We start from the raw sequence: 24,783 nt of genomic DNA on the forward strand, positions 1-24,783 counted from the left end.
CGGCCGGCATCGGCGCAGGGGGGGCAGCGCGTGCCCTTATTCCGGCTTGATGCCCGCCTCCTTGATCACCTTGCTCCAGCGCTCTGTCTCGGACTGCAGGAAGCGCGAGTATTCCTGGGAGCTGGACGCCACCACCACAAAGCCATTGGCCTCCAGCTTGGCGCGCACGTCCGGCTGGCGGAACGCCTTCACCATCTCCGCCTCGAGCTTGTCGACGATGGGCTTGGGCGTGCCCTTGGGTGCCGACAGCCCTACCCACGATACGGCAGAAAAGCCGGGATAGCCGGATTCCGCCACCGTCGGCACATCCGGGAACAAGGCGTTGCGCTGCGCGCTGGTCACCGCCAGCGCCCGTAACTTGCCAGCCTTTACATAGGGCAGCACGGCGTCCTGATTTACGAACATGGTGGGGATCTGGTTGGCCAGCACATCGGTCAGGGCCGGGCCGCCGCCACGGTACGGAATGCCGACCATGTTCAGACCCGCCGTCTGCTTGAGGAGCTCCATTGCCAGGTGGCCGGACGACGCATTGGTCACGCCGTAGTTGACCTTCCCTGGATTCGCCTTGACGTAGGCGACGAACTCCTTGAAGGTCTTCGCCGGGAATGCCGGATTGACTACCAGCACATTGGCTCCGGCAATCAGCTGCGAGATCTGGATGAAATCGCGGCTGGAATCGTAGTTGGGCTTGGGCGTCATGCCATGCGCGATGGCATTGCTGCCGATGCCGGACAGCAGCAGCGTGTAACCGTCCGCCAGCGCCTTGGCGGCCTGCTCGGCACCGATGGTGCCACCCGCCCCGCCCTTGTTCTCGACGATAAAGGGCTGCTTGAGCGCCTTGCCCAGCTGCTCCGCAATCAGGCGGCCCATGATGTCGCTGGTACCGCCGGCGGGAAATGGCACGATCATGCGCACCGGCTTGCTGGGCCATGCGTCGCCCTGCGCAAAGGCGGCGCCGGATACGATGCCAGCGAGCGCCAGTGCACAGCCGGCGAGAAAGGTTCGTTTGCTGCGGTGGGTCATGTGCTGTCTCCTGGATTTTTTTGTGAAAGGCTAGTAAAGGGCGCCAAAACAAGGGGTCAGAGATTCAATCGACCACCCCGATCGGCCAAGGCACGAACTCGTTCAGCCCCACGCCGAGCGCTTCGCTGCAGGTCTTCTCGCCGGAGGCGTGGCGCAGGATCTGCGCGAAGATCTGCTGGCCCATCTGCTCGATGGTGGCCTCGCCGTCGATCACCACCCCGCAGTTGATGTCCATGTCCTTGACCATGCGCTGGTACATCGGCGTGTTGCTGGCCAGCTTGATGGTGGGCGCCGGCACCGAGCCGAAGCAGGAGCCGCGTCCGGTGGTGAAGCAGATCAGATTGGCGCCGCCGGCGATCTGCCCGGTGGCGGAGACCGGGTCATAGCCCGGCGTGTCCATGAACACCAAACCGTGCTGCGTAACCGGCTCGGCGTACTTGTAGACTTCCATCAAGGGCGCGTTGCCGCCCTTTTTGGCACCCCCCAGGCTTTTTTCCAGCACATTGGCCAAGCCGCCGGCGTTGTTGCCGGGGCTGACGCGGCCATTGATCTGCGTGTCGCGGCCCTTGTTGTACTCGAGCCACCAGTTGATCCGGTCGACAAGTTTCTGGCCGACTTCCGGCGTGACCGCGCGCGCGGTCAGGGTCTGCTCCACGCCGAAGATCTCTGAGGTCTCGGACAGGATCGCGGTGCCGCCGTGGCGCACCAGGATCTCCATCGCCGCGCCTAGTGCCGGGTTGGCCGACAAGCCGGAGAATCCATCGGAGCCGCCACATTGCAGGCCAACCGTGATGTGCTTGGCCGACACCGGCTCGCGCTTCACGGCATTGGCCGTGGCCAGCATCTGCGCCACCAGCCCGATACCGGCCGCGATCGCCTTGCGCGTGCCGCCGGCCTCTTCGATCACCAGCGTCTTCAGCATGGGGCCGGGTTGCAGGCCCTGGTCGGCCAGGAAGGCCGGCAGCGCGTTGTGTTCGTGTCCGAGCGCGATCACCAGCGCACCGGCCGTATTGGGATGGCGGATATAGCCGCCGAGGGTGCGGCGCAGCAGGTCCATCGGCTCGCCGCTCATCTCCATGCCACTGCCCTGCTCGTGCACATAGGGCACCACGCCATCGACGTTCGGAAAATCAAGCAGGCGCTCCTCGCCAAACGCGTTGGCGATCTTGCGCGCCACGGTGGCACCGCTATGGCCCACCAGGAACACGCCGATGTAGTTGCGCGTGGCCACGCGGCCATCGGGGCGCACGATGCCCATGAACCGGGCACGCTGTTCGGGAGGCAAGAAATCGGTAGGCTTGTAGTCCTGGCCGTGGCGGTAGTCCTTCACCAGGTCGCCGAAGGCGATATTGTGGCTGTGCATCCAGGTGCCGGGCGGCAAATCCTCGGCTGCGAAGCCGATCACCGTGTTGTACTTGAGCACCGGCTCGCCCTTGGCGATAAAGCGGGCCGCGACCTTGTGGCCGGAAGGCACGAGCTGCAGCGTCACAAGGCCCTCGCTCGGCACGGCGGTGCCTGCCGGCACTTCCATGCGCGCCACCACCACATTGTCTTGCGGGTCGAGGCGGATAAAGGGATTGCGTGCTACGTCTTGCGTGTTGGAATTCATCGTTGTCGTCATGGCATTGTCCTTTGCGGTCCGGCGATCCGGCTTAAGCCAGCACGCCAATGGGCCAGGGCACGAACTCGTTCTCGCCCACGCCCAGCGCTTCGCTGCAAGTCTTCTCGCCGGACGCATGGCGCAGCATCTGCGCGAAAATGCGTTGCCCCATTTCCGCTACGGTGGCCTCGCCATCCAGCACCAGGCCGCAATCGATATCGAGGTCATCCTCCATGCGCTGGAAGGTCGGCGTATTGGAGGCCAGCTTGATGGTCGGCGCCGGCAACGCGCCAAATCCCGATCCCGTGCCGGTGGACAGGCAGATCAGGTTGGCGCCGCCCGCGATCTGGCCTGTGGCGGATACCGCCTCATAGCTGGGCGCGTCCATGAACACCAGGCCGCGCGCGGTGACGGGATTGGCGTACGCATAGACCGCCGTCACCGGTGAACTGCCCGCACGCTGCACGCCACTGGCGGCCTTCTCCAATGCGTTGCTGAGGCCGCTGGCACCACCGTCGGCTCGCTGGCGACGGTTCAGTTGGGTGTCGCGTCCTGCGTGGTACTGCTCCCACCAGCCGATGCGTTGCGCGAGTTCGCCCGCAACCTCCGGTGTGGCGGCGCGCGCGATGAAGCGGTGCCCCAGGCTCACCTGGTCCACGGTTTCCGACAGGATCGCGGTTCCTCCCTGCGCCACCAGCAGATCCACCGCCGCGCCCAGCGCCGGGTTGGCCGATACCGCGGAAAAGCCATCGGCGCCGGCCGATTGCAGGCCTACCACCAGGTGTTCCGCAGATACCGGCTGGCGCGAGCAGGCGTTGGCCGCCGGCAGCATGTCCTTGATGATGGCGATGCCCGCCTCGATGGTGTTTGCGGTGCCGCCGATTTCCTGCATCACGAGCGTCTTGAGCGCGGGCCCCACAGCAAGCTTCTCCTGCTCCAGGAAGCCGTAGATATTGTTGCGCTCGCAACCCAGCGCGATCACCAGTGCGCCGGCGATGTTGGGGTTGCGGATGGTGCCGGACAGCGTGCGGCGCAGCAGGTCCATCGGCTCGCCGGTCATCTCCATGCCGCAGCCGATCTCATGCACGAAGGGCACCACGCCATCGACGTTGGGATAGGCCGCCAGGCGCGACTCGGTGAACCAGTCGGCCACCTTGCGTGCGGCGGTGGCGCCACAATTCCCCACCACGAACACGCCGATGTAGTTGCGGGTGGCTACGCGGCCGTCCGCCCGCACGAAGCCCTGGAAGGTCGCGCGCTGTCCGGCGGCGACGACTAGCGGCTGCGAAGCCGCGGGCGCGCCCGCATCACGCCGCGCCGTGGCGGTGTCGTCGGCAACGAGGTTATGCGAATGCACCCAGGCGCCCGCCGGCAGGTCTTCGGAGGCAAGGCCGATGGCGAATCCGCCCTTGATCACCGCTTCGCCCTTCCGAACGGGACGTGCGGCGAGCTTGTGGCCGGCGGGGATGTCCCGCGCCGCGATGGCGTCGCCGATGTCGGTGCCGGTGGCAATCCGGGCACGCGCCAGTACGACATTGTCGGACTCGGCCAGGCGGATGGTGAGATGGGATAGAGGCTGGTTCATGGTGTCTCGGTGAGGCCCGGCGCCGGCGTTTTTCCAAGGGAGGAATCGGTTGCCGCGCGCTCTTATGGATGCGCTTCCATTTTTCGGGATCGTCATCGACAATACAAGCCAGTCGCTCACCGCCCGCCCCGTGCATTCCCATGATCTGGGACAAAGCTGCAGGTGGCCGCTGGCATAAGTGACCCGCGCGGAGCAAATCAGGGAAAACGAGCAGGCAAGCCGGGCCGGCGTTGAGCCCGCCTGACGTCGGCAACACCAACATCGAGCCAATGCATACAGACCACCCGAACCAGCCGGATAGCGCCGGCAGCAGCACACCGGGCAGCGGCCGCATGGTGGACGTAGCGCGTATGGCGGGGGTGTCGCGCGTGACGGTGTCGCGAGCAATCAGCCATCCGCACCTGGTCTCGCCAGCCACGTTGGCCGCGGTGCAACAGGCCATTGCGCAACTGGGCTATGTGCCTAACCTTAATGCCGGCAGCCTGGCGACGAGGCGTTCGCGCATCGTCGGCGCCATCGTGCCAACGCTCTCCAACGCCTGGTTTGCGGAAACCATGGACGGGCTGGGTGAAGTGCTGGAGAGCGGCGGCTACCAGTTGCTGCTGGGTCAGACGCGCTACCGGCAAAGGCAGGAAGAAATCCTGATCGACGCCTTTATAGGCCGCCAGGTGGACGCGGTAGTGCTCACGGGCGTCAGCCATGCGCCTGCCGTGCGTGCCAAGCTGCGCCGCTGCGGCATTCCGGTGGTAGAGACCTGGGACCTCACCGACGACCCCATCGATATGGTAGCCGGCTTCTCCAACCGCGCTGCGGGCGCTGCAGTGGCCGAACACTTGCTGGCGCGCGGGTACCGCTACCTCGGCTTTATCGGCGCGAAGGAGGATCGCGCGCTGAAACGCCTGGCAGGATACCGCGAGGCAATCGCCGCACGCGCGCTGCCGGACGTGGTGGCGCGCACGGTAGAGCCGCCCTCCTCCATCGCCGACGGCGCGTACGCACTGGCCGAACTGGTGCGGCAACACCCGCGGTTGCAGGCGGTGTACTGCAGCAACGATACCCTTGGCGTGGGTGCGCTGCAGGCTTGCCGCGAGCAGGGCTGGCAGGTGCCCGAGCGGATGGGGGTGGTGGGCTTTTCCGATCTGGCTATCGCTGCGGCCAGCGTGCCCGCGCTGAGCAGCGTCAGGGTGCAATCGCGTGAGATGGGCAAGCGTGCCGGAGAAATGCTGCTGGCCCGGCTTGGCGCGGCGGACGCAGCGGGCAATGTCGGGGAACGGATTGTCGATCTCGGCTTCAGCGTGGTCGCTCGCACCAGTAGCTGATGCCGGCACCGAAAATCGAGGACTGAACTGAACACTGCGAACTGCACCCACCCATGAAAGCCACCAAGACCGCCGACATGCCAGCGCAGGCGCGCAAGGGCCCGGTGCGCATGCTGGATGTGGCCCGTGCCGCCGGCGTCGCCAGCGTGACCGTATCCCGCGTGATCAACCATCCAGAGACGGTGGCGCAGGCAAAGCGCGAACTGGTGCAGGCCACGATCCGGCAGCTCGGCTATGTGCCCGATCTCACCGCTGGCAGCCTGGCGTCCACGCGCTCGCGCATTGTCGGTGCCATTGTCCCCACGCTGTCAAATGCCTGGTTCGCGGACACCATGGACGGCCTGGCCGCGGCGCTGGCGCCGCAGGGCTACCAACTCATGCTTGCGCAGTCTAGCTACCACCCGCGCGAAGAGGCCGGCCTGGTCGACGCCTTCCTCGGCCGGCGCGTGGATGCGATCGTGCTCACCGGCGTGAGCCATGAAAAAAGCGTGCGCGACAAGCTGCGCCGCCTCCGCCTGCCGGTGGTGGAAACGTGGGACCTGACCGACGATCCCATCGATATGGCGGTGGGGTTCTCCAATGCCGGCGTGGGCGCAGCGGTGGCGCAATACCTGCGCGAGCGCGGGCACAGGCGCATCGGCTTTGTCGGCGCCGACGAAGTCCGTGCGCGAAAGCGGCTGGATGGCTTGCAAGCGCAACTGGCCGAGCTTGGCATGGCACCGGCCGAAGCGGAGCTGCTGCCGCCGCCCTCCACGATCGATGCCGGCGCGCAGGCATTCACGCGGCTGCTGGAGCGTGCCCCGCACATCCAGGCTGTGTTTTGCAGCAACGATATCCTCGGTGTGGGCGCACTGCTGGCATGCCGGCAACACGGCTGGGCGGTGCCCGGCCGCATTGCCGTGGTGGGCTTCTCGGACCTGGCCATGGCCGCGGCAAGTTACCCGACCTTGACCACGGTGCAGGTACAGCCGCGCGAACTCGGACGCCAGGCTGGCGAGGTGCTGCTGCGCAGGTTGCAGGGGCAGGCGCGGCCGGGCAGGCGGGCGCAACGGGTGATCGACATGGGCTTTCGTATCGTGCCAAGGGAGAGTGCCTGAGGAGGGCGGCGAGCGCGTCCCAGTCCCTTGTGGATCCAGGAACAATCCCACGATTTGACCCCGACCATTGGCATGCCTGCAAACAGGATCGACAGTCCTCAAAAAATGTCAGGCTCCCTCGTCGCCTCAGTACCCCGCAACAGCGCGAAATCGCACCCCTCGTCTGCCTGCGTCACCTGCTGGGCGAAGATCGCGCCATAGCCGCGCTGGTAGCGCGGCGGCGGTGGCGTCCATGCGGCGCGGCGGCGTTGCAGCTCGGCTTCGTCGACGAGCAGTTCCAGCTTGCGTGCGGGGATATCGAGCTCGATCAGGTCGCCTGTCCGCACCAGCGCCAGCGGGCCACCCACGAAGGATTCCGGGGCCACGTGTAGCACGCAGGCGCCAAAGCTGGTGCCGCTCATGCGCGCATCGCTGATGCGCACCATGTCGCGCACGCCCTGCTGCAGCAGCTTCTTCGGAATCGGCAACTGGCCCCACTCGGGCATGCCCGGTCCGCCCAGCGGTCCGGCATTGCGCAGCACCAGTACGCTATTGGCGTCGACCTCCAGTTCGGGCACGTCGATGCCGGCGTTGAGGGCGTCATAGCTGTCGAAGACCACGGCGCGGCCCGTATGCCGGTGCAGGTTCGGCGCGGCGGCGGCAGGCTTGATGACGGCGCCGTTGGGCGCGAGGTTGCCGCGCAGCACGGCAAGGCTGCCGCCGCTGACCAGCGCACGCTCCAGGGGCAGGATCACGTTGTCGTCATGCACCGGGGCGCCGGCGATATTGTTACCAAGGGTGCGGCCGTTTACCGTGAGCGCATCCACATACAGCAGCGGGCGTAGTCGCTCGAGCAGCCCGCGCAAGCCGCCTGCATAGAAAAAATCTTCCATGGGGTACTTGCCCGCCGGCCTCAGGTTGGCGATCAGCGGCGTGGTCGCGGCCAACTCGTCGAAGCGCTGGAGATCCAGTGCCACGCCGGCGCGCCGCGCCATGGCGACCAGGTGCACCAGCGCATTGGTCGAGCCGCCCAATGCGAGCACGCATACCACGGCATTGTCGATCGCCTGGGCGCTGAGCACCCTGGATGGCGTCAGGTCTTCCCACACCATCTCAACAACGCGCCGCCCGGTTTGTACCGCCATCTGCGCGTGGCGCGAGTCCGGCGCAGGGATGGAGGCCGCGCCCGGTAGCGTCAAACCCATGGCCGCGGCGGCGCTGGTCATGGTGGAGGCGGTGCCCATCGTCATGCAGTGGCCGGGGGAGCGGGCGATTCCGCCCAGTACCTCCTCCCAGTCGTCATGGGTGATGGTGCCCGCGCGCAGCTCGGCCCAGTTCTTGAACATGTCCGAACCCGATCCCAGCGTCTTGCCGCCCGCATTGCCACGCAGCATCGGCCCGGCCGGCATGAAGATGGCCGGCAGGTTCATCGACGTCGCGCCCATGATCAGGCCGGGCGTGGTCTTGTCACAGCCGCCCATCAGTACCACGCCGTCAACAGGATAAGAGCGCAGCAGCTCTTCGGCTTCCATCGCCAGCAGGTTGCGGTACAGCAGCGCGCTGGGCTTCTGGAACGGCTCGGCCAGCGACATGGCCGGCATTTCCAGCGGAAAGCCGCCGGCCTGCCAAATGCCCCGCTTGACCTCTTCCGCGCGCGCCTTGAAATGCGTGTGGCAGGGATTTATCTCGCTCCACGTATTGAGGATGGCGATGACCGGCTTGCCGCGATATTCCTCCGCGCCAAAGCCGATCTGCGCCATGCGCGAGCGGTGGTTGAAGGTGCGCATGGACTCCTTGCCGAACCAGCGGTGCGAGCGCAAATTCTCGGGCGTCTTGCGGGTTGTCTGCTGTGCGTCTGTCATGTCTGGCCGCCGCGGTGCTTAACCGCGCACCGGCGTGGACCACACGCCGGCCGCCTGCAGCAACCCGCGCGTGTAGCCCAGCGCGAAGGACATGAAGCGTTCGCGGTTCTCGTCAAGATCCGACACCGGCACGTGGTCCGGGCACAGCGGCCCCTCGTAGCCACCGCGCTGGTAGGCCTTGATGGCCTGGAACATATCGACGTCGCCTTCGTCCGGGAAGACCTCCTGGAAGTCGAGATAGCCACCCCGGATATTGCGGAAGTGGACCATGAAGATGCGGCCGGTAGCGGCGAACTCCTCGATCACCGGGATCATGGCGCGGCCCGGCTCCTTGAACATCTCGGCCACCGTGCCCTGGCAGAAGTTCAGGCCGTGGTTGGCGCTCGGGCTGAGGGAGAGGAACTTGCGGATGCCATCGGCGGAGCCCACCACGTGCTCGATGCCGTTGAGTCCGCCTACCGGGTACGCCGGGTCGTGCGGATGGCAAGCCAGGCGCACGCCGGCGCGGTCGGCGGCGGGCACCAGGCCTTCCACCAGGAATTCGATGGCGTCCCAACCGGCCTTTTCGGTAACGGGCGGCACATCCCGCGCCATTTTCTGCCCGCACAGCATGGCGGTCTCCGCGTCGCCTTCATCCTGGTTGGTGGGATAGCCCACGCCCCAGTAGGAATGCTTGCGATCGTCATCCGCCGAATACTCGGCATAGACAAAACCGGAGTTCTGCGCGCCGCCGCGCCCGGGCTTGAGGCCGGTACGGGTGATGCCCACCATCTGCACGTTGTACTTGAGGCAGGTAATGCCGGCGTCGGCCGCCTTCTGGATATTCCGCGCCAGGACGTCGCGCTGCTTGCGCGCGCCTTCCAGGTCCACCAGCGAATCCAGCAGGATGGAGCCCACATCCAGTGCGAACACATCGAGCTTGAGGCCGAAACTCTCCACCCACTTGCGATAGGTGGTGAGCTTGCCGGCATCCCAGGCACTGACGCCGCCGCTTGCCGATACCAGCTCGGTGCCACGGTTATCCAGCACCACGCTCTCTACCCCGAGTTGGGCGGAAAGGCGCAGACGGCGCTCGTCCGGGTTGAGTAGCTGTTCGCTGATGTACATAGTGCGTCTCCTGGATACTGAAATGCTTGGATGAGGATGTTGTATGTGGTGCGGGGGCTTGGCCGCCACGACGCTCAGTGCTGGTGCCGCGGCATGTCCACCCGCAATGAACACGTGTTCATTTTTCTGTAAGCGGGATATGGCGGCAAGCGCGGAATGCGGGGAAGACTGGCAAACCTTCCGCGCCGTCCCAGGATATGGAAAAAATCGTGCATTGAACCGTCCTAGTGTGCCGCTTACGACGAAAACCCGGCATAGCCCATGGAGCCTGGCAGCCGCCACAGCTCCTTGTGGCCAGTGCTCTTCCTCGACTGCCACATCGTGACGCGGGTCGCGCGCACAGCGGCGATTTGCCACCCCAAGCCGCACATCTGCGCCAGATTTCCCAAGGAATGGGATACAGGCTACCCCTGCCACCCTCTGTCGCTATCTTCTTCCGATCGTCTTCTCTAGCATGCAGGCCATACGCCCCGGCAGCACCCAGCCGCGGGATGCGCCGGCACATAGAGCCTGGCGCCATTGCCATCAAACAAGATTGGAGACCGCCATGTCAGTCGTCATGACATCCGCCCCCACGACCCCGGCGGCACCTGCGTCCGCCACCGCACTCACCTCCCCTGTACAACCGACGGTCGCCGCCGTTGCCAGCGGACGCTACCGCTACCTGATGTTGGCCCTGATCACCATCGTGTTGGCGCTGAGCACCGGTGACCGCGCGACGCTATCGGTGGCAGGCCCGCATATGAGCAAGGACCTGGGGCTGGACGCCGTGCAGATGGGCTGGTTGTTTTCTTCGTTTGCATGGGCTTATGTGCTGAGCCAGGTGCCGGCCGGCTGGCTGGTGGACAAGATCGGCGCCAAGCAGGCCATCGGCCTGGGGCTGGTGCTGTGGTCGCTCACCACGCTGCTGATGAGTATGGTGCATTGGTTTGCCTTTGCCTTCATGGCACTGCTGGTGCTGCGCTTCCTGCTGGGGGCGATGGAGTCGCCGGTGGGCCCTTCGTCCGGGCGCGTGATCGCGGCATGGTTTCCATCCACGGAACGCGGCGTGGCCGGCGCGATCTTCAACAGTGCGCAGTACCTGTCGCTGGTGGTGTTCACACCGCTGATGGGCTGGCTCGATCACCGCTTCGGCTGGCAGCATATCTTCTCGGTAATGGGCGCGCTGGGGCTGCTGCTCGCATGGGCGTGGTGTCGCCTTTATCACGCCCCCGCCGCGCATCCGCGCGTGACGCAGGCGGAGATCGACTACATCGAGCAAGGCGGAGCGCTGGTGCATCTCGGCGGCAAGAGCGCCAAGGGCAGCAAGGGCCCGACGCTGGCGCAGCTCGGCCAGCTGTTCCGGAGCCGCATGCTGGTGGGCATCTTCCTGGCGCAGTACTGCATCAGCGCCATCACCTGGTTCTTTGTCTCGTGGTTTCCCAGCTACCTGGTGAACGGGCGCGGCTTTACCGTCCTGCAAGCGGGCTTCGTTGCCGCGGTGCCAGCCATCTTCGGATTTATCGGCGGCGTGTCCACCGGCTTCGTGTCGGACGCGCTGCTGCGCCGCACCGGCTCGCTGACGATGGCGCGCAAGTTGCCGATCACCATCGGCCTGTTGCTCAGCGCCACCATGATCGCCTGCAACTACGTGGACACCGACTGGGTCGTGATCGCGCTGATGAGCCTGGCGTTCTTCGGCAAGGGCTTCGGCTCGCTGGGCTGGACCGTGGTGGCCGACACCGCGCCCGCCGCCATCGTGGGCAGCACCGGAGGCGTGTTCAACGCGGTGGGCAATATCGCCGGCATCGTCACGCCGATCGTGATCGGCTACATCGTGGCTGACACACACTCCTTCAATGGCGCACTGGTATATGTCGGTGCCCACGGACTGCTGGCCATCCTGAGCTACTGGCTGATCGTGGGTAAGATCGAACGCGTGGAGTTGCCTGCAAAGGACTGAGGCGGCTTCATGCTAATTCAGAATCCATCTCCGCTATTTCCATCTGGAAGCCGGAAGATCTTACGGAAGCGGTGGTGGGCCTCCCGTGAGTCGAACACGGCACCAACGGATTATGAGTCCGCTGCTCTAACCAAGCATGAGCTAGAGGCCCGATGGAGCGGGTGAAGGGAATCGAACCCTCGTCATAAGCTTGGAAGGCTTCTGCTCTACCATTGAGCTACACCCGCGTGCGGTGCGCGGCATGATAGCAGCTACCCCAATCAGCGTGACACGAATTCTTCGTAGCAGGCATCGCTGCTTTTCACAAAATCTCGCGCTGCGCCGAGCACGTACGGCGACTTTGCAGCCCGGGCGTCGATGTATTGCCATCGCTACGGCAGTGGTTGAGTAACTACCTGGAAATCTTCCACGTCTTCTCGCCATGGACCGGCCGCTGCAACCTATCCGGCCGCCTCGGAAAGGCAAATGGTATCTATTAGATACCGATCTGGTATCGGTTAGGTAGCCTCAAGCGTTCTGCGTCCACTCGAATTACGGCCCGGATATAGCCGGCTTGCCACGAGCAGTCACGGGGGGACAGCCGCATCCTGACGCCGTAGCATCGCCCAGCTGGGGAAGACTTGGCTCCACGCCTCCTTGGCATCTATGCCCATCTTCGGTGCTGTTGGCCTCTAGTGGCGGCCAAAAACATAATTTCATGATCATGAAATTAGCAATTGCCCATGGGTTGCCTGTGACGCTCGGAATTGATGGCCGCTTACGCGGAAGCTAAAGGTCCGTTTCCGGCAGACCCAGCGAACACTCATGCCCGCGGTAGCGGTCCATTCGCTTCGCCAACATCACCTGCTCATGCCGGGCTCCAGGCTTAGTCGAGAATTGGGTACGCAGGTCTAGCTAAACAACAGATTGGCTCCTGCTGCGGGAACCTTCCCGGGAATCGCAGATATTTCCGCCGCACGGTCTGTAGCCGCCTGCCCCAGCTTCTCCCAAGCGACCGGGATCCATCCCCCCGCCCCCCTGCAGTGGGGTGACGTCACGGCTGCGCGACGCTATCATCGATGCGTGTACGCCGAGGCGCAATGGCGCGACCGGACATGCGCTGCAATGATGAGAACTGGTTATGTCGCCCAAGAGCTTGATGTTTCCGCTGACAAAATGTCCGACGACGTCCGTCGAGGCACTGGCCACTCAGATCCGCCGCCTGAATGTCGCCAAGGTGGTCATTATCGGGGGCGATCCGCTCAAGGCGCAGGCACTGCGGGACAAGCTCGCCGCCGACGGCACGGTTGTGAACACGGCCGCCCAGTGAATGGTCGGCGTTAGGCGGCGCCCAGCGGGCAAAGGACCTCGGCAGGCCGCGTTCGCCGGCGCTGTGATCTTGGCCTTGGCCGTCGGACTCGCCGAGTCTGACGAGTCCGCAGCTCCCGGTACCGCCAAGGCAGCGGAACTGGCGGCGGCAGCCTTCGTAAGTCGGACGTCAACCGATAGCTCAGTCCAGGTCAACGACGAGCCCAAGATCGCGGGTGATAAGGCCCTGGTCAGAGCGGTGTATGGCGCGAGCAAGGGTTGCACAGTAGGGGTCGTTCGTAATCCGTCTGACGCGAAGTACGGATGGTCCGTGCAATCCTCCTGGTGTTTTACGGGGGCTTGACCATCTCCGCGGCGGTGACCTACCTCCCACGTTTCACCGCTCTCCATTCCCATGTTTAGGTGGCGCCGCGTGCCATCCAGAGGCGTTCCCCGGCCGGGCCGTATCGAACCAATGAATGACACCTTTTGTTTAGATAGACCGGCGTACGCCTACCCAATTCTCGCCCGAGCGTGGAACTCGGCGGATCGATTCTTTGGACAACGTCAGTCCATGGCGCTCTCGCAGCTTCTCGGCCGCCAGAGTTGGAGCGAAATCGGCGTAGTGTTCCCGAATCAGGCTGAGGGCTTCGGATTCACGGTCCGCTGGCATCCGATTGTTGCTGGTGCGCCTTCCCGCCTGTAGCGCTCCAGCAGCCGCCGGAATTGCCGATCCGTGATCTCCAGCCGTTCGGCAGCTACCCCGGGCCGCAATTGACCATCCACGACCGCCTGGACGGTCTTGAGCCTATCTAGCTCACGCATGCTTACTTTAATGACCTCGGTTCCAGCCATCGCCGGGCGTCCTTTTATGCATTCAACTGGGTAGGCTGAATACCATGAAGGGTGCCTCAGGCGGACATTTCAACTTTGCTGAATCCGGACATTACAACTTTGCCGCTACATGAATTTTTCGCGGACCGGATGTTATGTCAAAATAAGCCCTGGCTGACCAACGCGCTCGCTCCGGAAAACCGGCTGCTGATGCTGGCGCGCGCGGCGCTGGCCCGGCATGGCGGATAGCCACGGCGGATCGATTGTAATAAAGGAAATCAGCCGATTCTGTAATTCGACCATGCAACAGACCCCGCCGCCCGCTGTCGCCCCTGGGCGACCCACCAGGTGGGCGGCTTCGACGCCGGCCGCCTCGGCGATCCGTTGTCCGCCTTCCCTACCCCACACCTCGACGAGGCGCTCGCCTAGAGTAGTGGCGACATCGAGGGCCAGCCCGCGCGCCCCAAGTCGTCGGCATTAGCGCATCACCCACCGCAAGGACAACCTGCCGGTAGTCTACCCCCTGTACGCCCTGATCATCGCGCTGCTGCTTGGCTCCATCATCGTCGTCCACCGTGCTGGAAGGGTTGCGCCTGTGCAAGATCGCCGGCGACTACCCCATAACATCCGCTTGCGCAAAATTTTTGTTGATCGACTTGCGAAGACTTTGGCTCCGAGGCATCCACCCCGGAAATTCGTCAGCTTTGCGCGGTTTTTTGGCTGGAACCGGTGGTTTCCCCTTGGAAATTCCCTCATTCCCCTCAAGAGGCACGCTGCGTCGATCAGCGGCGGCGAGCGGGGTCTTGCCAGCAAATGCGAATGACGCGCACCAAGAATCCCAAGGCGACTCGAGATACGAGCCGCAAAGGTTCGCGCGAGCCAACAACTTCGGCCAGCTTCGGTCCGACGCGCCAATACCAGTCAATGAAGGCTCGGCCTGACTTGCGGCGCTGCAGCCAGCCGTCGCGGAACGAACGCAGGAATCGAACGTTGGGGTGGTCGCCGTCGCCGTAGGCTACCGTGGCCACGAAGCATGTCGCACCCGACTTGCTCTCCACCCGCATGTTTCCTGCTCCGGTCTTGATGTCCGATGTCACGTTCTGGCGCGTCAGCCTGCCGCGCTTATCGAGCATGTCGAAGGCTTCGATGTGGTCTTCGAGGGCCTTCTTCCCGGCAACGTAATCTAGGTTCTGCTCGCGGGCCTTCACCTCCAGCCGAAGGGCTTCGTCGGCCGCCTTGCCCATCAACGCTTGCGCTTGGCTTTGGGTCAGGTTGGAGAGGGCAGCGTCGATCAGTTGCCCAGGCCTCACTCCTCTGTCGCGCAACTGCGCCACCCGGCCGTCACCGGCGTCAGCCGAAACGATCTGGCCATTGGCCCCGTGCTTTTGCTTCTGCTCTTCTGTCATTGGCGTTTTCCCTTTGGCCCCGCCGGTTGCCACAACCGCCGATGCAGGTTCGATGCGGCTCCCATGAAGACGCGTTTTGCGCTCCTTCAATCCTGCATTGTTCCACAACCCGCTGCGCCATGGCCCGAGCGTCCGGCCTCGCGGCGCGCCAAGCGCCCAGCTAAGCGACGCAGAAACCAGCGGGCCGCCGGCAAGGCGCCCGGCGCAGCTTGGGCGAGCCGGGCCAACGCGGGACCATTGCGGTAATACCAGGCAATGAACCTTCTGCCTGATTCCGATTGGATGAGTGTCCGGTCGCGCCAACGCCGGAAGGTTTCGGTCTCCGGCGCCTCCTCGCCGAAACAGACTGTGGCAACGAAGCAGCTCGACGTTTTGTGGACGGACACGGAGAGATTGCCGGCCGGCATCCGGACGGAATACGACGCCCGCTGGACTTGGCCGGTGCGGATCGTGCGCTTGAGCAACTCGATCTCGCGGATGGCGTTCGCCCTCAGCGTCTCATTCTCCTTGCCCTCCGATGCCGCCAGCAATGCCCTTGCCGCCGTCATGTCGTTGTCGCAGAGCCAGGTCGCCGCAGACAGAACGTTTTCAGGCACGTGGGCGAGCGAGTCTTCTTTGCGCATCCTGTCCAAGGAGGCATCGATCTTGGCGAAACCCTCCTCCGGCTTCTTTGGGTCGACGTGGATACTGAGGTAAGGTGCCCCTGGCCGGTGCTTCTCGACCACGGCGCGCATGATCTCGAAGCGCTGCACTGGCGAGAGGTAGGGTGGCACCAGGGCAACGAGCCGCTCCATTGTCTGGCCTGAAAGCCCGGTCTCCCCGCTCCGCCATTTCGGGTAGGCCTTGCGCGCGTAGCGCTCTGCTGCCTCGCCGTGGATCTCGCCATAGTCGGTCAGCAGCTCGTCGACGGCCTCCTCATCCAGCATGAGGAATGCACCGCGTATCGCCCCCACCGCCGCGCCGAAGAGCCTGGTCAGCTCCTGATATTTGGACGGCCCGACCGAGCGCCCGCTCCATCCACGATAGCGGCGGCGCCGGCCGCTACCGTATCCGTAGTAGGCCATCAGGTGCGCCTCGCAAGACGGCGATCAGTAACGGCAATATTCATAGACGATGCTCCATCGGTTCCGATCATTCACCATTCTCCCGTCAGAAGGCGATGCATTGTTTTTCATATTGTGGAACCGGGAAGGGTCACTGCCGCGGCGCCAGCGTACGAGTCGTGGCATCATAATATTCTGGCCGGACGCCGCCCGTGTCGTAGGGCACCCAGCCGAGTGTACCCAGCAGCCACAGCACGATCCCTTGCGAAACCGCAGCCTCATTCGGAAAGCGGCCGGCCTTGATGCCGGCTCGGATCGCCTCAATGTCTTCTTCTGTGGCAATGAACCTCACTCCTCAGCAGACCGACGAAACGCCAGACCAGAAGGTTTGGCAGCAGCGCTCTATGGCAAACGTGCACATGTCCAGCAGATTTCCTGTTATCGCACATGGCGGTTTTTTCCGAGGACCCGGCTTGCGGCGCGGCCGCGCGTTGCAATCCCTCCTGATCGCTTGCATACTATCTCGTAACACAACCACGAGCGGAAGTATTACGGGATGGCAAAACCGCCAGTAGTCGAGGACAATCAAATACGCCATGCACTGAAGGTCGCGGCGGTCACTGGGCAGAACAGCCGGCGCGATGTTGCCCTGCTGATGGTTGCCTATGGCACTGGGCTCACGCCCAACGAAATTGCGAAACTGCTCGTGTCTGACTATCTCCAAGCGAACGGGGCGTGTCGGATCGAATCGGCCTTGAGGGCGGAGATATCCTTCAATGGCAAGGCTCGTCCGTTGTTCTGGGCGAGCACGAAGGTGCGCGCTGCGATAGACCAGTACCTAGAGCACCGGCTTGCTGCTCGGCACGGCGTCACGACGAGTCCCGCTGCGTACCGTGGCCTGGATCATCAAAGTCCGCTTTTTCTTACCGGCGAGGGCGAGCCGTTCGCCTTCACGCGGCGTGTCACGGCAGCGGGGGCCGTCAGCTATTCGTGTGAGTCGCTGACGGAGATTTTTCGGAGGGTCCACCAGCAGGCCGGCATCGCCAACGGCAACGCAAGTGCGGCGCGTCGGACGTTTGCAGTGATGCTCCACCGCCAGGGGCGCTCGATCAAACTGATTCAGGAGTTGATTGGAGTTTCGAGCCTATCTGCCGTTAAACGTTTGGTGGAGGGCGATCCAGTACGGCTGTCGGCCATCGTCGCAGGAGTTATCTGATGGGGGAGAAGAAGGCCGGCGTGCAGCCGCAGCAGGAATTCTTGCGTGAGGCAATGGGTTCGCTTGGCATGACAAGAGCTGCATTTGCAAAGCGCATCAGCGTGCCCGAGAAAACGCTAGATAAGTGGCTTGCTCCAAGCGAGACAACAGACTTTCGCAACATGCCTGAAGTCGTTTGGGCCTATGTTCGAGAGATTCTGGCGTGGGAAGCAAAAAGCACTTGATGCACCCCCAATGGGGGTATAACATCGTATCTGTTCGATACAGTGAGAAAGGGGTTAGCAAGCTATGAAACCATCTCTAGCACTTGCCTCCCACCGGGAGGCAATTCGACGCGTGGTGGAATCCCATCGAGCCCGAAACGCTCGCGTTTTTGGCTCAGTCGTTCATGGTGATGATGTTGAAGGGAGCGACCTCGATATCCTGATCGACCCGACTCCAGAAACGACCCTGTTCGACATCGGTGCGATTCGGCACGAGTTGCTTCAACTCCTTGGCGTGCCCGTTGATGTCCTGACCCCGAAGGCGCTGCCTGAAAAGTTCCGGGCGACTGTTCTTGCCGAAGCGGTGCCGGTATGAGTCGCGACAAGCAACGGCTGTCCGACTATCTAGAGCACATTCTGGAGGCCATCGACCGGATCGCCCGCTACACGGAAGTCATGGACGAAGAGGTGTTCCTGGGGAACGAGATGGCACAGGATGCGGTGATCCGCAACATCGAGATCATTGGCGAGGCGAGCCACAACATAGAGGATCACTATCCGGAGTTTGCGGCAGCGCACCCTGAGTTACCCCTGGCGTTTGCCTATCAGATGCGCAACGCCGTCGCGCATGGCTATTTCAAAGTGGACCTTGAAATTGTCTGGAAGACCATCCAAAACGACCTGCCTGGACTTCATCAGCAGGTGAAAGCACTGAGCCAATCTCTCTCGCAGGACGACGGTCAGCCTGTCGCGCCCCGCCCGAGGCCGTGAGTACACAAGCAAGGGAAAGCGACCATGAGCATCTACAGAATTCCTGGCTGCGCCGGCGAGATTTGCATTGGGACGCTACCGAGCGGCGACCTGACGGTGAAGGGCTCTGGCGATGGTGCTGTAGTCGCTCTTGCTCGCGCCGTTGCAATGCGACACTACGGTAGATGGAACGAGCAGTACAGAAACTGGATCGTTCCCAAGAACAATAGTATTGCCTTGGCTGCGGACTTTGCCAAGCAGAGCAAGAAGGTCGGATAACAGGGAAAACGAATGCACCCTATGGGCACACAACAATCTGAACAGCGCGGAGTAGGGGTCGAGGGCTGGATTGCGACGTCAGCTATCGCGCTGATGTTTTTGCACATGGTCCCAGCGCTCGCAGCAATCTACACATTCTCGATGATCGCCGGCATCGCCGCGACCGTGAGTGGGGCAATCAGCACGTTGCTGGCATTCAAGGATGACACGGGTTGGCTCAGCGCTGTCTTGCCTATAGGCTTGCTCGGCTGGGGATTGTCGGCTCTTTTTCATCTGCCCCCCCATTGAAACGACATAGGAAGAGATCATGAGCAAGAAGACAATCGGTCGCTTTGATTTCTCCGTCATCAAGATGACTGCCAACCAGAAGATTCCATTCGACCCAGTAGTCGAGATCTGTCTGCAACAGTGGTCGGAAGCATCGGAGCGGGGCGGGCCTATCATCTCGCCACATCTCATGACCGAAGATGAAATCGATGAGCACATCAGCAACTTGAAGGCAGATCTGGATGCCGTTGGCGCCAAGGCCAAGCGAGCGCTACGGACGGCACGCGATGAAACCCTACGGATCGTGTCAAGCGGAATTGCAGAGCGTGGAAGCGACCCCGACAAGTCGTGACGGAAGGGCGCGATGAGCGCATCGAGAGAAAACATGCTTCGCACGCTACGGGAGCGCGATGCCGTTCGAGCGGCATGCAAGGCTGGCGGCATTGAGAGTGACGCTCGGCTTGCTGCATCGGAAGCAGCGTACACGGTGGCAGTAAAGCAGTACCGAAACATTCGCCGAGGAAAGCTTGTGGCCGGTGTTTGCTTTGCTGTCGCGTGCGGTGCGCTTGGCCTTGCCGTCGACTTGCCTGCGTGGGGCGTTACAGCGCTCTTCTTGGGTGGAGTCGGTGCGATAGCGCTCCTAACTCTTTGAAGTGGGAAAAGCAACGACAGGAGCCGGCATGAAGGGAAAGAGCATTTTTTCGCCAGCCGAAGCAGAGCGCGTCCATGAACTCCTGCGGAAGGTTCGCGGGGCAGATCGTGATGAACAGAAGAAGCTCCGCGACCGCCTACGAATGGATGTCGGCTTCTATATTTCCGACTTCACCAGATCAAACGCTGGCTTCACAGAGGCCGACTTCGACGGCCTGGTGGAGCGAGGGACGATCAAGATCGTTTGACGGGGAAAAGCACATGACCTCACTAACAACCGCCGATGCGCTGCGCCTCGCAATCAACGTACTGCGCGACGCAGCGGAGTCCCATAAGCTGCCGTCGGGTGCCGAGCTGAACGAAGCGACTGCGGGGCTGCATGCCGATGCAGCCGATACGCTGGAAGCAGCGCTTGCTGATCTGAAGGACCACGAATAGGAATAGCATGACCATTCCGCTGGACGCTGTGACGGCCATCTACCGCCGCGCGATCGACCCGAAGGTGAGCGACGGTGAGGGTGCCGCCTGGTGGGCTGCCGTTGCGGCGGAAGTAGTCGCTGTGATCCTTGCCGAGAACACTGCGGCCGCGGCTGGGGTCATAACCTGGTGGCACCACGAATGGGGCCAGATTGGCGACACCCCGAAGGCTGCGGCCGCGCGTGTCCGGCGCGCGTCCCGCGCTCTCAAGGTAGCCTGACATGAACAGCAACGGAAAAGTGCACAAGCTCGAACTGCGATCTGCTGGCAGCCACCGCGAGAAAGGCACTGTTCGACAGAAAAGCAGCTTTGTTGCGTGAGGGAGCGCAAACGATGGGAAGCAATCCAGATGTTAAGGCGATGGCAATGGGGTTCTCAGATGTCGAAAATCGACTGGTAGTCGACGCTGAGTCGACCTACGGAGAGTACTCCACGCATGCCTTTGAAACGGTGGACGTGCTGATGAACCTCATTCTTTGGCCGACTGTGCCGTGCGAAATCTTCTTGCGATTTCTTGCACAGATGAAGAAGACTTTGCTTCTATGCATGGTCTCGATTGTCCGTCAGCACCGCGTACAGGCAATGACGAACCTGCGATACTTCCTTGAGACGACATCGCACGCAGCCTACGGGCTCGCTCACAAAGACGGCTCTGCATACGTGAAGAATGGCGGGCTCGACGATCCGAAGACGATTTCCATCAAGACTTACAGATGGCTGGAACGTGAACATCCCGAGGTGTCGTCGGAGATCAAACGCATGAAGGATGAGATCAACTCGGAAACCGCACACGCGAACATACTGAACAGCATCCACACATTCGCGTTCGAGGGCGAGCCAGTTCAAGTCATCCGAAATGAGGTGTTTGATTTCGATGATCCTGAGCGCGCAAAGGCAGATCTGTGTCATTCTGCGCACGCTGGCCTGCTGGCACTGGAGCTGCTGGAGTCCGTGCGAGTAAAGCATGGCGGTTACTTACCGGCCCGTTCGGCCGACTCGGTACCGGCGCTGCGCGCGGCCAATCGACGCTTGCACGCAGCCTTAGCTGCTCCAATTGATCTCGGCCGTGAAGCCAGTGCCACCCCCCTGACTGATTGAACGGAGAGGACGCGATGCGATTGAACGGCTGGCAACGACTCTGGGTGGTCACATCGGTCCTTTGCGCGCCACCGGTCGCGGTTGTCGCGTGGCACCAGTTTCCTAGGCCAGAGCAGATCGCTCACCGATTTGCCTTCTATGAGCGCCTGCCGAAAGAATCGCTAGCAAAGCTCAAGCATTCGGTTCACGAGATTCTTGATCTCCCCACGGGCGTAGAAATTACGGCGGCCAACGGAAACGACCTTCTATTTCTACAGGGGGTGCCCGAGAAAGAAGCGCAGACTGTGGTGGGTCAGTACAACGCCATCTTGAGGACTGAGGCGACCAAGAAAATATTGGTGATAGTAGGTCTTGCGATCGCAGCCTGGTTGCTCTGTTGCGCTAGCGTCTACCTGATAGGCTACGCAATAGCCTGGGTGCGCAGAGGCTTTCGCGGAGAATGAKAGAACATAGGATCGGGTCAATCCGTGCCGAGCAGCTGCGTAGCCGGTCGGCGCGGCCGGTCGTCGTTAGGAAAACAATAGGAAGCAATGCAATGTATCGCGCTTACGAACTCTGGAAGGCTTACGTGATGTTCGTTATTGACAGACTGTTCACCTACTTGGACAAGAGTGAGGAATGGGGCTGGCCCATCGCCGCCACGATAGCCCTTCCGTTGCTGCCTCTTTTCGCTGCCGACTGGTTTTTGCCGCGTTGGGCTTCTCTCAGCGTATGTGCGGCCGTCGGCGTGCCTATGGCCTGGTTCCTTGGGTCGATGTTCTATGTGTACTTTGCGCACGTGCACGGACGAGACCGCGCATAAGAGCAAAGCGAAGGGAACGCGGGGGCGTAGGAATCGCCCCCGTCTCAATAGCTAGGAAAAATCATTTGACAGGAGCGCTTCATGGCATTTGTGCCGCTCGTACTTGTTTTGGTTCTCATGGCGTGGTTTATCAGAAGGGCGTCTTCAGGCAGTATCAGCAAAAGATTTAGACGCCTAGGCGACTTGACAGGCAAGACACGAACCGAAATTGTGAAAGCTGTGGGGCGCCCGACGTCTGTGTCGAGTGTTCCGAAGGGTGCGTTACTCCAATGGCAGGCACGCGGCTACCACATCGCGATTCGTTTCGATGAGGACGGTGTTTTTGACGGCATAACACATGAGTTTGGACGATAGAAAAAGCTCGGGCCGGGCCATCCCGTCGCTGGCACCAGTGGAGAGAGAATCTATGTCGAAGCAACGAAAGTTTACGGCCACGGTCAAGGAGCCTGCCAATCACGCCACGGCCACCGGGTACGGTTTTGCTATCTATCTTGAAGATTTGGATCGCAATCCGAGCTTTTCCGGCCATCGCTTGGCAATCGAATTGCAACCAGAAACGACCGTCGAGCAAGCTGACGAACTCGCGCGGCAATTGAACCGGCTCGGCGTGTCCGCCACGCTGAAGTAGGAGAGGCCGGTTCTGCCGGCGCACAGGAAAAGGAGCCAGCTATGATCCCTTAGGACATCGACAAAGCATTCAACGATGCCGCCGTTCGCTGGGGTGTCTTGGCCCTGTTCAATTCCGCGCTGATAACGATTCTCGTGTACCACGACGACGCCAGTGCGTGGTGGTATCTGCAGCCCGCGCTAGTATTCGTCGCGACCGTGGTGCTGTGCGCGACGCGCAACTGGCTGGTGGCACTGCTCATGCTGGCCTATGCGGTCTTGGTCATCCTTAACTTGCTCGCGACGATTGTGGTGGCAATGTTCAACGCCGGCACGTCGCTCGACTTGATGAAGCAGCTGGAGCCGATGCATCGCGCCATCGAGTTCGCGCATCTTTACGTGTTGGGCGCGGGAGTGAAAGCACTTGAAGCCGCACGCGCATCGCGCCGCAGAGCGCCGTAGCACGGCACGCGATGAGTAAGTTGGAATGGCTAGAAAAAGCAAGACAAGTGCACCCCCTGAGGCATCAATCATGATTGACCGTGCTGCCATTGAGAGGATCGCCATAGCGTGCCGCCGCGGCCTGAACGGCCTGAAAGGCGCCAACGGTTCGATGTTCGCTGACTTCCCGCGAGCAACATGCGGCCCTGCGTCAGAAATCCTCGGGCGGTTGTTGAAGGAGCACCTGGGCTACGAAGGAGCGTATGTCTGCGGATACGAGCATCCGACGCTACCCGCAAACCAGTCGCATGCGTGGTTTGAGGTGGCCAACGTTCTGATCGACATAACTTACGACCAGTTTGCAGACACTGGCCTCTCCGGCTGGATCTTCACGCCAGAGACCGGGTGGCACGCTCAGTTTGCTTGCATTGAGAAGCGCGACGGCTTCTGCATGCCATCCGGCTGGCCATACTACCCGCATGACGGTTATCGAGCGGCAGTGGACGCGCTGCGGGAATAGGAAAAGAGGAGGTCAAGATGGGACTACAAACTTACCATCGCATCGATCTAGCCATTGAGCAGCTCGCAACCGTGATTCGACTGTTTCTGGACCATGACGCGTTCGCCGCTGTGATCACGCTTGCAGGCGCCGCGGAGGAGGTGCTTGGATGTGAGGTTGTGCGACGCGGCCAGCAGCGTGTCCTGGACTCGAATTTTGACCAGTACGAACAGGTTCATCGACTCTTGCATCGGTCGCCTTTGAAGAAGAAGGACTTTATTCGTGAGGCGAACAGCACTCGTGATGCGCTGAAGCACTTCGGCGACCCGAGTGAGTCGCAAGTAACCGTCGACCTGGAAGAAACAGCTTGCTGGATGCTGGTTCGTGCGTGCGAGAACGCTAGCCGTCTAGGCCTAGAGGTGCCGGGATTTCAGGCGTTCGATGACTGGTTCTACGAACATGTAGTGGGCATTTAGGAAAAGGCGGACAACATGGATCCACTGACTGCACCGCGCGTGGGGGCGGACGGCAACGCAGCTGTCACGCAGGCGGGATCGAGCGATTCCCGGACGTTGCTGCACCTGACGGTGCAGCTGATCGAGTCTCAGGCCGACAGGGTGATCCCGGTCGGCCAGTTGTGGATGAACGATGCCCAGGTGCTGGCGCTTAAGCTCTATTATCACCTCGCGTCGCTGCACGTGCTGGTGCAGCCTGTCGAGGTGGTGATGCCGCAGGGTTCGGCGTCGCACGTCGACCATAGTTCGGTGCTGATTCTGGCGCGGGCAGCCTTGGAGACCTATCTGACGTTTGCACATGTGTATGGCTGTAGCGATCCCGACCTGCGGGAATTTCGTCACCTGACGTGGCATTGCGCGGGCCTGCTGGACCGGCAGAAGCTGCGGGCGAGCGCGCGCAAGGCCGAGAACAGGCAGAAGTTGGCGGACGAAAGGGCGGCCATCGAGACGCTACGCGCCGCGATGCAAGCCCATCGCAGGTGGGCGCAACATCCTGCGAAAGACCGCAAGGCGTTCCTGAATGGGGACTGGCGCGCGGGGCGGGCGTGGGCAGCGATCGGCGTCCAGGCCGGGTTTCACCCCGCGCAAATCCGCGATCTCTACAGCTATCTGTGCGGCTACTCGCATGCGAGCTGGCTGAGCATACTGCAGATCCGTGATGCGCGCGATCTCGCCCAGCAAGCCACCATGGCCGCCACGTCTGTGAGTACTGCATGTGTCCTCATGGGCTACTTCGCGAATCACTATGTGGCGCTCTTTCCCGAGGCGGCACAAGTCATGGCCGCGCAGCCGACGGCGGCGGCACTGGTAAGGAAGTGGCATCTGACCGCTGAGCGCATGGCCGGCCAGTATGAGGGTGACTGAACCACAAGGAAAAGCACCATGTGTCCAGCTA

32 protein-coding genes and 2 tRNA genes are annotated in these 24,783 nt (G+C 62.3%); 23 read left to right on the forward strand and 11 right to left on the reverse strand.

The annotated features are described in order from the left end of the window. Positions 1–36: 36 nt before the first annotated feature. The 3 genes from AC1DQ3_RS14810 to AC1DQ3_RS14820 all read right to left on the reverse strand — a co-directional run bounded on the left by AC1DQ3_RS14810 (position 37) and on the right by AC1DQ3_RS14820 (position 4,208). On the reverse strand, positions 37–1,023 hold the full coding sequence (locus AC1DQ3_RS14810; protein WP_477120933.1) for a Bug family tripartite tricarboxylate transporter substrate binding protein: 987 nt from the start codon (positions 1,021–1,023) through the stop codon (positions 37–39). 64 nt (positions 1,024–1,087) lie between these two features. Continuing rightward, complete coding sequence (locus AC1DQ3_RS14815) at positions 1,088–2,644, reverse strand: UxaA family hydrolase (protein ID WP_477120934.1); 1,557 nt, start codon at positions 2,642–2,644, stop codon at positions 1,088–1,090. Positions 2,645–2,675: 31 nt separating this feature from the next. Further along, positions 2,676–4,208 (reverse strand): UxaA family hydrolase, encoded by a 1,533-nt coding sequence (locus AC1DQ3_RS14820; RefSeq protein WP_477120935.1) that lies wholly within the window; start codon positions 4,206–4,208, stop codon positions 2,676–2,678. A 269-nt stretch (positions 4,209–4,477) separates the two neighbouring features. Between AC1DQ3_RS14820 and AC1DQ3_RS14825 the strand changes: the two genes are divergently transcribed. Next, positions 4,478–5,527, forward strand: coding sequence for a LacI family DNA-binding transcriptional regulator (locus AC1DQ3_RS14825; protein WP_477120936.1), 1,050 nt, complete (start codon positions 4,478–4,480; stop codon positions 5,525–5,527). Positions 5,528–5,580: 53 nt separating this feature from the next. Beyond that, positions 5,581–6,624, forward strand: a complete 1,044-nt coding sequence (locus AC1DQ3_RS14830) for a LacI family DNA-binding transcriptional regulator (RefSeq protein ID WP_477120937.1) — start codon at positions 5,581–5,583, stop codon at positions 6,622–6,624. Positions 6,625–6,722: 98 nt separating this feature from the next. Here AC1DQ3_RS14830 and araD read toward each other — a convergent pair whose 3' ends face one another. Both araD and AC1DQ3_RS14840 read right to left on the reverse strand, forming a co-directional pair. Further along, the gene (gene araD / locus AC1DQ3_RS14835) at positions 6,723–8,465 is read right to left on the reverse strand and encodes an L-arabinonate dehydratase (protein ID WP_477120938.1); all 1,743 of its coding nucleotides are present in this window, start codon (positions 8,463–8,465) and stop codon (positions 6,723–6,725) included. Between the two features lie 18 nt (positions 8,466–8,483). Beyond that, a complete protein-coding gene (locus tag AC1DQ3_RS14840; RefSeq protein WP_477120939.1) occupies positions 8,484–9,572 on the reverse strand; it encodes a mannonate dehydratase in 1,089 nt (362 codons plus the stop codon). A gap of 547 nt (positions 9,573–10,119) precedes the next feature. On the opposite strand from AC1DQ3_RS14840, the gene AC1DQ3_RS14845 reads away from it, so the two are divergent. After that, positions 10,120–11,514, forward strand: coding sequence for an MFS transporter (locus tag AC1DQ3_RS14845; RefSeq protein ID WP_477120940.1), 1,395 nt, complete (start codon positions 10,120–10,122; stop codon positions 11,512–11,514). A 72-nt stretch (positions 11,515–11,586) separates the two neighbouring features. On the opposite strand, the gene AC1DQ3_RS14850 is transcribed toward AC1DQ3_RS14845, so the two are convergent. Both AC1DQ3_RS14850 and AC1DQ3_RS14855 read right to left on the reverse strand, forming a co-directional pair. After that, positions 11,587–11,665 (reverse strand) — tRNA-Ile (locus tag AC1DQ3_RS14850). 2 nt (positions 11,666–11,667) lie between these two features. Beyond that, positions 11,668–11,741, reverse strand: a tRNA-Gly gene (locus tag AC1DQ3_RS14855). Between the two features lie 893 nt (positions 11,742–12,634). Between AC1DQ3_RS14855 and AC1DQ3_RS14860 the strand changes: the two genes are divergently transcribed. Beyond that, on the forward strand, positions 12,635–12,823 hold the full coding sequence (locus tag AC1DQ3_RS14860; protein WP_477120941.1) for a hypothetical protein: 189 nt from the start codon (positions 12,635–12,637) through the stop codon (positions 12,821–12,823). A 614-nt stretch (positions 12,824–13,437) separates the two neighbouring features. On the opposite strand, the gene AC1DQ3_RS14865 is transcribed toward AC1DQ3_RS14860, so the two are convergent. Beyond that, a complete protein-coding gene (locus AC1DQ3_RS14865) occupies positions 13,438–13,656 on the reverse strand; it encodes a helix-turn-helix domain-containing protein (protein ID WP_477120942.1) in 219 nt (72 codons plus the stop codon). A gap of 75 nt (positions 13,657–13,731) precedes the next feature. On the opposite strand from AC1DQ3_RS14865, the gene AC1DQ3_RS14870 reads away from it, so the two are divergent. Further along, positions 13,732–13,884 carry a hypothetical protein gene (locus tag AC1DQ3_RS14870; protein WP_477120943.1) on the forward strand — a complete coding sequence of 51 codons (153 nt, stop codon included), beginning with the start codon at positions 13,732–13,734 and terminating at the stop codon, positions 13,882–13,884. A gap of 533 nt (positions 13,885–14,417) precedes the next feature. Here the strand turns inward: AC1DQ3_RS14870 and AC1DQ3_RS14875 are convergent. The 3 genes from AC1DQ3_RS14875 to AC1DQ3_RS14885 all read right to left on the reverse strand — a co-directional run bounded on the left by AC1DQ3_RS14875 (position 14,418) and on the right by AC1DQ3_RS14885 (position 16,436). Next, on the reverse strand, positions 14,418–15,041 hold the full coding sequence (locus AC1DQ3_RS14875) for a CFI-box-CTERM domain-containing protein (RefSeq protein ID WP_477120944.1): 624 nt from the start codon (positions 15,039–15,041) through the stop codon (positions 14,418–14,420). 86 nt (positions 15,042–15,127) lie between these two features. Continuing rightward, entirely contained in the window at positions 15,128–16,105 is a 978-nt protein-coding gene (locus AC1DQ3_RS14880; RefSeq protein WP_477120945.1) for a CFI-box-CTERM domain-containing protein, read from the reverse strand. Between the two features lie 130 nt (positions 16,106–16,235). After that, positions 16,236–16,436: a hypothetical protein gene (locus AC1DQ3_RS14885; protein ID WP_477120946.1), complete on the reverse strand. Its 201-nt coding sequence runs from the start codon at positions 16,434–16,436 to the stop codon at positions 16,236–16,238. 204 nt (positions 16,437–16,640) lie between these two features. On the opposite strand from AC1DQ3_RS14885, the gene AC1DQ3_RS14890 reads away from it, so the two are divergent. The 18 genes from AC1DQ3_RS14890 to AC1DQ3_RS14975 all read left to right on the forward strand — a co-directional run bounded on the left by AC1DQ3_RS14890 (position 16,641) and on the right by AC1DQ3_RS14975 (position 24,752). Then, positions 16,641–17,300: a tyrosine-type recombinase/integrase gene (locus AC1DQ3_RS14890; RefSeq protein ID WP_477120947.1), complete on the forward strand. Its 660-nt coding sequence runs from the start codon at positions 16,641–16,643 to the stop codon at positions 17,298–17,300. Beyond that, a complete protein-coding gene (locus AC1DQ3_RS14895; RefSeq protein WP_477120948.1) occupies positions 17,300–17,524 on the forward strand; it encodes a transcriptional regulator in 225 nt (74 codons plus the stop codon). The genes AC1DQ3_RS14890 and AC1DQ3_RS14895 overlap by 1 nt, the downstream gene beginning before the upstream one ends. Positions 17,525–17,588: 64 nt before the next feature. Continuing rightward, the gene (locus AC1DQ3_RS14900) at positions 17,589–17,879 is read left to right on the forward strand and encodes a nucleotidyltransferase family protein (protein ID WP_045237942.1); all 291 of its coding nucleotides are present in this window, start codon (positions 17,589–17,591) and stop codon (positions 17,877–17,879) included. Beyond that, positions 17,876–18,274 carry a HepT-like ribonuclease domain-containing protein gene (locus AC1DQ3_RS14905; protein WP_477120949.1) on the forward strand — a complete coding sequence of 133 codons (399 nt, stop codon included), beginning with the start codon at positions 17,876–17,878 and terminating at the stop codon, positions 18,272–18,274. Before AC1DQ3_RS14900 ends, AC1DQ3_RS14905 begins: the two co-directional genes overlap by 4 nt. 24 nt (positions 18,275–18,298) lie before the next feature. Further along, the gene (locus tag AC1DQ3_RS14910) at positions 18,299–18,532 is read left to right on the forward strand and encodes a hypothetical protein (protein ID WP_477120950.1); all 234 of its coding nucleotides are present in this window, start codon (positions 18,299–18,301) and stop codon (positions 18,530–18,532) included. A gap of 21 nt (positions 18,533–18,553) precedes the next feature. Continuing rightward, positions 18,554–18,820: a hypothetical protein gene (locus AC1DQ3_RS14915; protein WP_477120951.1), complete on the forward strand. Its 267-nt coding sequence runs from the start codon at positions 18,554–18,556 to the stop codon at positions 18,818–18,820. Between the two features lie 19 nt (positions 18,821–18,839). Then, the gene (locus AC1DQ3_RS14920) at positions 18,840–19,151 is read left to right on the forward strand and encodes a hypothetical protein (protein WP_477120952.1); all 312 of its coding nucleotides are present in this window, start codon (positions 18,840–18,842) and stop codon (positions 19,149–19,151) included. A gap of 328 nt (positions 19,152–19,479) precedes the next feature. Further along, positions 19,480–19,698, forward strand: a complete 219-nt coding sequence (locus tag AC1DQ3_RS14925) for a hypothetical protein (RefSeq protein WP_477120953.1) — start codon at positions 19,480–19,482, stop codon at positions 19,696–19,698. A gap of 13 nt (positions 19,699–19,711) precedes the next feature. Beyond that, entirely contained in the window at positions 19,712–19,888 is a 177-nt protein-coding gene (locus AC1DQ3_RS14930; protein WP_477120954.1) for a hypothetical protein, read from the forward strand. A 7-nt stretch (positions 19,889–19,895) separates the two neighbouring features. Beyond that, entirely contained in the window at positions 19,896–20,147 is a 252-nt protein-coding gene (locus tag AC1DQ3_RS14935; protein WP_477120955.1) for a hypothetical protein, read from the forward strand. A gap of 113 nt (positions 20,148–20,260) precedes the next feature. Next, a complete protein-coding gene (locus AC1DQ3_RS14940) occupies positions 20,261–21,025 on the forward strand; it encodes a hypothetical protein (RefSeq protein ID WP_477120956.1) in 765 nt (254 codons plus the stop codon). 14 nt (positions 21,026–21,039) lie between these two features. After that, positions 21,040–21,468 (forward strand): hypothetical protein, encoded by a 429-nt coding sequence (locus AC1DQ3_RS14945; RefSeq protein WP_477120957.1) that lies wholly within the window; start codon positions 21,040–21,042, stop codon positions 21,466–21,468. 92 nt (positions 21,469–21,560) lie between these two features. Beyond that, the gene (locus AC1DQ3_RS14950) at positions 21,561–21,827 is read left to right on the forward strand and encodes a hypothetical protein (protein WP_477120958.1); all 267 of its coding nucleotides are present in this window, start codon (positions 21,561–21,563) and stop codon (positions 21,825–21,827) included. 406 nt (positions 21,828–22,233) lie between these two features. Beyond that, a complete protein-coding gene (locus AC1DQ3_RS14955; protein WP_477120959.1) occupies positions 22,234–22,455 on the forward strand; it encodes a hypothetical protein in 222 nt (73 codons plus the stop codon). A 98-nt stretch (positions 22,456–22,553) separates the two neighbouring features. Continuing rightward, the gene (locus AC1DQ3_RS14960) at positions 22,554–22,895 is read left to right on the forward strand and encodes a hypothetical protein (protein WP_477120960.1); all 342 of its coding nucleotides are present in this window, start codon (positions 22,554–22,556) and stop codon (positions 22,893–22,895) included. 70 nt (positions 22,896–22,965) lie between these two features. Next, positions 22,966–23,394: a hypothetical protein gene (locus tag AC1DQ3_RS14965; RefSeq protein ID WP_477120961.1), complete on the forward strand. Its 429-nt coding sequence runs from the start codon at positions 22,966–22,968 to the stop codon at positions 23,392–23,394. Between the two features lie 17 nt (positions 23,395–23,411). After that, entirely contained in the window at positions 23,412–23,849 is a 438-nt protein-coding gene (locus AC1DQ3_RS14970; RefSeq protein WP_477120962.1) for a hypothetical protein, read from the forward strand. Between the two features lie 15 nt (positions 23,850–23,864). After that, positions 23,865–24,752, forward strand: a complete 888-nt coding sequence (locus AC1DQ3_RS14975) for a DUF5677 domain-containing protein (protein WP_477120963.1) — start codon at positions 23,865–23,867, stop codon at positions 24,750–24,752. The last annotated feature ends 31 nt before the right edge of the window (positions 24,753–24,783 follow it).

The organism is Cupriavidus sp. 01T418 (assembly GCF_056398885.1).

Coding starts and splice junctions, on each gene's coding strand:
- AC1DQ3_RS14810 (WP_477120933.1), bottom strand. CDS start 1,023: ATGACCCACCGCAGCAAACGAACCTTTCTCGCCGGCTGTGCACTGGCG.
- AC1DQ3_RS14815 (WP_477120934.1), bottom strand. CDS start 2,644: ATGACGACAACGATGAATTCCAACACGCAAGACGTAGCACGCAATCCC.
- AC1DQ3_RS14820 (WP_477120935.1), bottom strand. CDS start 4,208: ATGAACCAGCCTCTATCCCATCTCACCATCCGCCTGGCCGAGTCCGAC.
- AC1DQ3_RS14825 (WP_477120936.1), top strand. CDS start 4,478: ATGCATACAGACCACCCGAACCAGCCGGATAGCGCCGGCAGCAGCACA.
- AC1DQ3_RS14830 (WP_477120937.1), top strand. CDS start 5,581: ATGAAAGCCACCAAGACCGCCGACATGCCAGCGCAGGCGCGCAAGGGC.
- araD (WP_477120938.1), bottom strand. CDS start 8,465: ATGACAGACGCACAGCAGACAACCCGCAAGACGCCCGAGAATTTGCGC.
- AC1DQ3_RS14840 (WP_477120939.1), bottom strand. CDS start 9,572: ATGTACATCAGCGAACAGCTACTCAACCCGGACGAGCGCCGTCTGCGC.
- AC1DQ3_RS14845 (WP_477120940.1), top strand. CDS start 10,120: ATGTCAGTCGTCATGACATCCGCCCCCACGACCCCGGCGGCACCTGCG.
- AC1DQ3_RS14860 (WP_477120941.1), top strand. CDS start 12,635: ATGTCGCCCAAGAGCTTGATGTTTCCGCTGACAAAATGTCCGACGACG.
- AC1DQ3_RS14865 (WP_477120942.1), bottom strand. CDS start 13,656: ATGGCTGGAACCGAGGTCATTAAAGTAAGCATGCGTGAGCTAGATAGG.
- AC1DQ3_RS14875 (WP_477120944.1), bottom strand. CDS start 15,041: ATGACAGAAGAGCAGAAGCAAAAGCACGGGGCCAATGGCCAGATCGTT.
- AC1DQ3_RS14880 (WP_477120945.1), bottom strand. CDS start 16,105: ATGGCCTACTACGGATACGGTAGCGGCCGGCGCCGCCGCTATCGTGGA.
- AC1DQ3_RS14890 (WP_477120947.1), top strand. CDS start 16,641: ATGGCAAAACCGCCAGTAGTCGAGGACAATCAAATACGCCATGCACTG.
- AC1DQ3_RS14895 (WP_477120948.1), top strand. CDS start 17,300: ATGGGGGAGAAGAAGGCCGGCGTGCAGCCGCAGCAGGAATTCTTGCGT.
- AC1DQ3_RS14900 (WP_045237942.1), top strand. CDS start 17,589: ATGAAACCATCTCTAGCACTTGCCTCCCACCGGGAGGCAATTCGACGC.
- AC1DQ3_RS14905 (WP_477120949.1), top strand. CDS start 17,876: ATGAGTCGCGACAAGCAACGGCTGTCCGACTATCTAGAGCACATTCTG.
- AC1DQ3_RS14910 (WP_477120950.1), top strand. CDS start 18,299: ATGAGCATCTACAGAATTCCTGGCTGCGCCGGCGAGATTTGCATTGGG.
- AC1DQ3_RS14915 (WP_477120951.1), top strand. CDS start 18,554: ATGGGCACACAACAATCTGAACAGCGCGGAGTAGGGGTCGAGGGCTGG.
- AC1DQ3_RS14920 (WP_477120952.1), top strand. CDS start 18,840: ATGAGCAAGAAGACAATCGGTCGCTTTGATTTCTCCGTCATCAAGATG.
- AC1DQ3_RS14925 (WP_477120953.1), top strand. CDS start 19,480: ATGAAGGGAAAGAGCATTTTTTCGCCAGCCGAAGCAGAGCGCGTCCAT.
- AC1DQ3_RS14930 (WP_477120954.1), top strand. CDS start 19,712: ATGACCTCACTAACAACCGCCGATGCGCTGCGCCTCGCAATCAACGTA.
- AC1DQ3_RS14935 (WP_477120955.1), top strand. CDS start 19,896: ATGACCATTCCGCTGGACGCTGTGACGGCCATCTACCGCCGCGCGATC.
- AC1DQ3_RS14940 (WP_477120956.1), top strand. CDS start 20,261: ATGGGAAGCAATCCAGATGTTAAGGCGATGGCAATGGGGTTCTCAGAT.
- AC1DQ3_RS14945 (WP_477120957.1), top strand. CDS start 21,040: ATGCGATTGAACGGCTGGCAACGACTCTGGGTGGTCACATCGGTCCTT.
- AC1DQ3_RS14950 (WP_477120958.1), top strand. CDS start 21,561: ATGTATCGCGCTTACGAACTCTGGAAGGCTTACGTGATGTTCGTTATT.
- AC1DQ3_RS14955 (WP_477120959.1), top strand. CDS start 22,234: ATGTCGAAGCAACGAAAGTTTACGGCCACGGTCAAGGAGCCTGCCAAT.
- AC1DQ3_RS14965 (WP_477120961.1), top strand. CDS start 22,966: ATGATTGACCGTGCTGCCATTGAGAGGATCGCCATAGCGTGCCGCCGC.
- AC1DQ3_RS14970 (WP_477120962.1), top strand. CDS start 23,412: ATGGGACTACAAACTTACCATCGCATCGATCTAGCCATTGAGCAGCTC.
- AC1DQ3_RS14975 (WP_477120963.1), top strand. CDS start 23,865: ATGGATCCACTGACTGCACCGCGCGTGGGGGCGGACGGCAACGCAGCT.